Annotated in this window: 4 protein-coding genes; 3 read left to right on the forward strand and 1 reads right to left on the reverse strand. The window is 42.9% G+C overall.

All coding sequences use genetic code 11. The annotated features are described in order from the left end of the window. Positions 1–23 precede the first annotated feature (23 nt). From H5090_RS17775 to repA, 3 genes are all read left to right on the forward strand, one after another. Positions 24–566 carry a hypothetical protein gene (locus H5090_RS17775; protein ID WP_182696371.1) on the forward strand — a complete coding sequence of 181 codons (543 nt, stop codon included), beginning with the start codon at positions 24–26 and terminating at the stop codon, positions 564–566. A gap of 29 nt (positions 567–595) precedes the next feature. Then, on the forward strand, positions 596–3,193 hold the full coding sequence (locus tag H5090_RS17780; protein ID WP_182696372.1) for a hypothetical protein: 2,598 nt from the start codon (positions 596–598) through the stop codon (positions 3,191–3,193). A 238-nt stretch (positions 3,194–3,431) separates the two neighbouring features. Then, on the forward strand, positions 3,432–4,376 hold the full coding sequence (repA, locus tag H5090_RS17785) for a plasmid replication initiator RepA (RefSeq protein ID WP_182696373.1): 945 nt from the start codon (positions 3,432–3,434) through the stop codon (positions 4,374–4,376). 985 nt (positions 4,377–5,361) lie between these two features. Here the strand turns inward: repA and H5090_RS17790 are convergent. After that, positions 5,362–6,072 carry a RepB family plasmid replication initiator protein gene (locus H5090_RS17790; protein WP_182696374.1) on the reverse strand — a complete coding sequence of 237 codons (711 nt, stop codon included), beginning with the start codon at positions 6,070–6,072 and terminating at the stop codon, positions 5,362–5,364. Positions 6,073–6,220: the final 148 nt, after the last annotated feature.

A 6,220-nucleotide genomic window follows, 5' to 3' on the forward strand; every position in this document is an offset into this window, starting at 1 on the left:
ATTATTTCATAAGAGGATTAACCATGGCCGCATTCACCGCCAGCCAATTAAGTATAAATAACGGGAAAAATAGCGCCGTTATTAACAGTGACGAAGCACCCGAGCAAGTACAGTATGGCGATTTTTTGGTGGTAGGCGATTTTGCCCCCGCACAAATAAATCGCACGTATGTAAACACCGACAATTTGCACGTTATAGAGCTGGTAAAACCGTGGCGAAACAGTAACCAGTTAAACCAACCCGCTATTGTAATACCCACCACCGTAAACTTTAAAGACACGGTAAACGCGTTAAAAGATGCTAACACCCTAATAAACGACAATATGCAAGCAATGCAAGATTGGCAGACCAAAGAGGGGCAGGTTACATTTTCTAATCTTGATGGTACACAAACAGCGGTTAAAACACTTAAGCAAATGGAGCTTGAATTTAATGCGCTACTAGCACGATTTGGTGGCAACTTACCAACTGATCCAGTTGACCCAGAAGAACCAACCGATCCCGTTGACCCAGAAGAACCAACAAACGAACAATTTACATTTAAAGACCAATTTACATGGGGCTAAGCCCTAACTAAGCTTATTTGGAGTGAAACATGGCTAATATAGTAAAATTTAATATGAAACAAATCCCACAAGCACTAAGTGAAATATTTGTGCGAGTAACGGATTTAAACCGTAATGAGCTATATGCAGGTGTTAAGCCTGTAAGTGGTGAAGAAGTAGAAATAAACCTCGGCAATTCCGGTACGGTTGGCGCGGGGGTTATTATTCAGGCCGACACTTTTAACGGTTCAAATTTAACTGAGTTTAAAAGCCTTTCGGGTGGTGCACTCGTAAGTGAAATACTTTCAAATATCAGTTTATCAGGTTACAAGTTCCAATCTAACGGGACAGATAATTATATCGATTTAGGTTTTGTTCCTGATGAAAATACAGATATGGCTTTTCAAGTTACGTACTTGGATTCAACAGGTAAACAAATTTCAGGCAGTGAAGAGTTTGGCTTAGGTTCGTCTAACGGAAACCTAATCTCAAGCGTTAACGGTGTGGAATCTACGTTTGATGCTGTAGGCACAGATACTAAATCACTAGGCTTATTAAGCAGTGGTTTAGCGTATGTGGACGGTTTAGAAAACGGCACCGAAGCCACTGTAACAGGCGCAACGCTTAATCTTTACGCTATGGCTAAGAATGCAAGCAGCGGGGTTAATGAACACTGTGCGGCCGTATGGGAACGTATATCTTGGTATCACAATGGCGAGCATCATTACATAGACTTCACTGAGGGCTCAGGCTCAACGGTTACTGATAATTTCGGTAATGAGTACACAATTCAAGGTACTGTTTCAGATAGCCAGTGGATTAATTATGCTAAAGCCCGCCGTGTTTTTATTGATACTGATATGGAGACAGATTGTGATGATGTCGGGGCATTAAGGGTGTTAACGTGGGCTGAGAGGTTGGGCTATATCGATATCGTTGGCTTAGTTGTGAGTAATCAAACGGATGGGTTGAACCTAGCTGCACCTGTTGATGCGGTGATGACGTTTGGAGGAAGGCCAAATTTAGCTATTGGTGTAAACCATGCAGCAACAGTTATACCTGGAGGTTCATCTTACAATAGTACTGTGTTGGGCTACCCGCATACACTAGCTGATGATGCACTTGTTGAAGACTCTACGACAACATACCGACGCGCCTTTCAGTCAGCGATAGATGACGGAGTTAAACTTGATTTAGTTGTTCTTGGTACGTTACGAGCCTTAAAAAACTTTATGCTTAGCCCTGCATCTGACGGATACCCTAGCGGTATGGATATGATTAACCTAGCTGTTGAACGCTATGTTGGTGTGGGTGGGGTTTACCCAAGTGGATCGGAGTTCAACTTCGATGCAAATAATGAAGTGGGCAGAGCCACTCAGTACGTATTAGCTAACTTCCCTAAAGAAATGTTTTTTACAGGTGTGGCCGTAGGCAATCAAGTTGTTTCAGGCGGCAATTTAAAGGATGTCTTCCCTACTTTAGGTGTAGATATTATGAGAGATGCTTATTTCGCGCATGGTAGTGAGGATGGGAGGCGATCTTGGGACCCTATGTGCGCCTATTTTGCGGCCTTGAACAACCCTTCGCAGATGGGGCAGAAGTTCATTAGAGGTACAAACACAGCATCCAGTACAGGAGCAAACACGTTCACAGAGTCACCAGTGGGTAATCATTATTATGCGGTTAACCTTAAAGGCTCAACCTATTATGTAGACGCACTGAACGATGTGTTTGCGGGGTGGGATGCTCCAACTAGAGACGATTTAGGTCTATACTCAATACCTCGACTATCTACTGTGTTGAGTATAGAAAACTCAGAGTTAACTCAAGGCGTGGAAAAAGCTGGAGATACCGTAACAACCTTTAGTTTAATAGATAATGAGGTTAGTAATGTTTCAGTAGATTTTACGCAAGGCACTAATATTGAAGGTCTTTACCAAATACAAGGGAATGTAATACAACTTACTCAAGAGGGTGAAAATTTCTTATCCGTTGGGGGTAACAAGTTACTGGACATTAGCCTAACATCTTCAACAGGAAAAACAGCGGTTGGACGGGTTTTAACTATTGGAACGGGAACCTTCGCTAGATATTACACAACTATAACCGATGAATACATGGTATTGAACCGACCTTTAACGTTAGGTAGGGAATGTAGCGTTCGCATAAGAGCGTATAATGTTAGTGAGCAATCCTTGTTTATAGGTGGGGATGGTGGCGACAGCTTTAGGTTGGATTTTGCGGGGGGTCAAATACGCGCCTTCATTGATGGACTATCTTCATCTACAGGAGCTAAAATAACTCCCGCTGAAACCGATGTAATGGATATATTATTCACGCGTAACCTAGATAACCTTATAACTTTGACTGTAAACGGAGTCACAGAAACAAGAACATGGAGTGATTACGATATTAATATAACCAATGTCGGATCGTCTGTGGGTTATACTTCAGGTTCGTTTACTGCGGACGTAATAGAGATTACAGGTGTTACAAATGAAGATAGAAACGTAGCACAGCCCGACGCTTTATTTTATTTAGATGAAAATGGCGTGGGTAATGGCTACACTTATTATGACTACTACGACAGCAGTTTATACTTTACAGGTACAGCTATTACTCCTGCCGATGTAAGTCAAACGCTTTAACAAGGCGCATAACAACCCCGCCGGTTAATAAAACCAACCATAGCCTAAAAAACCATCACTTAAACAGTGGGCGTGATCTTTAACTTGAAGATAACACATTTCGTGTTATATTAACCATTCAGGACGAGGTAACGCTTTTAACAAAGCAGGACTTATAAGAAAAGGTAAAGCTGGCGCTCGCACCGCGCCAGCTTTGCGCTCAAGCACACAAGTAAGAGCTTAAACGAGCTTTTATTTTATGCCTAAAGCGTATAAAAAACAAGTGACCCAAATGCAAACACATAATAATAACACCCCATTACAGCACTGTAACCGCGTTAAAAACGCAAATCCTAATTACACAGTGCCAAGTAATCACACTACCCGCCTCGCCTTTGTGCGTGATCTTGTCGAAAAATCGCAAAAAATAAATATCGTTAAATCAGACGCGGCCGTCTACATGCGCCCCGCTACCAACCGCCAAAAAATATATTACCCCGACCGTGAAAAAGCCATGCGCGCATTGGCCACTGTATTTTGTGAGCACGTAAACATTGTTACTCACCAAGTACAAATAAGCTTACGTAATGCTGCCGATGCATGCGGTTTAAGCACCATTAGCCAAACCGAGCTTAACAAAGCCAAGCTAGATAAAAGCTACGCCCCTAAACCCAGCATTAGCCGCGTAAGCCGTGCGTTTAAAGATATGGTTGATCTAGGGTGGATCGTGGCCCATAAAGAGTGGCAAGTGTGGGATAAACACGCGGGCCAATGGGTTGATAAATACTTTGAAGTAACCGAGCTGTTTTTTAAAGCATTGGGTATTACACCCGAACGTGTAGCCCGCCAACGCAATGCCCGCTTAAAATACTTACGCAAAGAAGGTGTTAACAGTGGTTTAGGCTTAACAGCCGAACAGTTGGGCGTTATGAGCGTAACCGAAATTAAAGAACGTCAACGCCTGGCGCATTACCGCAAAGTGTTTGATCGCATAAAAGAAAAGCGCGCTATAACAAAAGTTAAGCGTGCAATTAACCCAAAAACCCCCGAGCAACAACGCCACATTGCACAGCAACGTGTATTAAGCCGCCTAGGCGCAAGCGCCAGCTTAATGAGCCTTGAAGTATTTAAAGGCTTAGTTAACCAAGAGTTAGCCCAATTACGAGCCATTGCGCAGTACGAACCAAGCGCCCCGCCGCACTAACCAGCCACTTAATAACTAAATACCACCATGCATAAGCGTGGTTTTTTGCGTGCCTTACGTTTAATTTTAGCCCTGCCCTTGGCTGTTTTGATAAGCCAGCCCCATAAAACCCAAACACACCCGCCAATTTAGGTACCACCTTATGCCCATTTAAAGGCCCATGCCTTACTTATACATATAAAGTGCAACCCTGATTTTGTTACATGTGCCATTTGCTCACTTTAAAGTGCAAAATTATCTTACCTTTAGTAACAGCTAAATAACTTATACGCACAGCTAGCTGTGTATAAGGCAATCCGCCTCGACGGGCTGCGCCCATGGCGGTATTTATAAAAGATGGATGAAGCGCCCCACTTCGTAGCTGCGCTACGGGGGCTTAGTGCCCCGCTTTAACATTGCATTGCAAACAAGCATTATCAAAGCGTTTAGCGCAGTGCCATTTTTTGGTTTATCAAGGGGGCAATCAAATTCCGTGCCTTAAAGGGCTTTATACGCCCACCACCCACGCGGCCAACAAAAACAGGGGTTGGGTTTATCATGCGCAAGCGCATTGAGTGCATAACACAAAGCCCCTCTGCTAAATAAAGTACAGTGTGCGCCTAAGTCCGATACTTAATAAAAGCGTGACAGGTCACAAAGTATAAATTATTAAGTTAGTCTAAAAGCCATAGTAGGGTGTTTTATTGGGTGTAGTGTGAACGGGAACCTACCCGTTTACGCCCACCAATCGTAAAAGGCGGCTAGTTAGCCGGTTTATACTGCGGTAGTTGGATTAAGTTAGCCTAAAAGCCATAGTAGGGTGTTTTATTGGGTGTAGTGTGAACGGGAACCTACCCGTTTACGCCCACCAATCGTAAAAGGCGGCTAGTTAGCCGGTTTATACTGCGGTAATTAGAGTAAGTTAGCCTAAAAGCCATAGTAAGGGGTTTTGTTGGGTGTAGTGTAAACGGGAAAGCACATTAAGTTAGTCTAAAAGCCATAGCGCTTAATTTGCTGCGCTATCTGTCATGTTAAATAATATAGCGGTTACTTTATTACCCACCCCTGTAATTTCTTTAAACGTTACATTGATCGGGGTTTTGTCGTTAATACGCGCAACGGCCGGAATTAAAAATTTACGCTTAAGCTCTGCGTAATTTGCCGCTTGCGTAGCTGGTAAATCGTAACGTTCTATAAGCCATGCAACATCGACCCGCCAAACGCCTGTATTGCGCCACTGGCATAAGCTTTCATAAAGTCTAATGGTGCGCGAATTATTTAATTTGCCGCAGTGCTGTAAATAAAATTGCGTAAACTTTTCAGATAGGCCCGTTACATAAGGCACTAAACGGGGGTTAAACTCAATCTTAAACACGCCCCTTTCAACTTTGCGCGCTTGCTCTAAGAGCCAAGGCCGCGATATTTCTTCATAATCACCCGTAGTAGGGTAAAAAGAAACATAGTTGCGCAGCAGCTCATCTACGCCTAATTTAACGTCTTTTGACGCCGTAACCTTGCCCACTTCAAAATAATGCTGGTAATCGTGTACACTAATAAAAAACACGCCCTCTTTTGCGCTATCGCTTTGGTACGCTTGCGCCAAGCATAGCCATAAAACGCGCTTACCCTTTATTGATAAGTGATATGCGGCCTCGGTTACTTCGTTTGATTGCACAATAAGCTGATTATTGTCTTTTTTTGTTTTAATTTTAGTCATTGCTATGGCCTTTTTATTTTAAGCCACAATACAAATAAACCCCCTGTGAGTAAAGTAAAAACGAGTTAGCCTAAAAGCCATAGTAAGTTAGTCTAAAAGCCATAGTGAGTTAGCCTAAAAGCCATAATGAGTTAGTCTAAAAGCCATA

The organism is Pseudoalteromonas sp. SR43-5 (assembly GCF_014163835.1).
Classification (GTDB): Bacteria; Pseudomonadota; Gammaproteobacteria; order Enterobacterales; family Alteromonadaceae; genus Pseudoalteromonas; species Pseudoalteromonas distincta.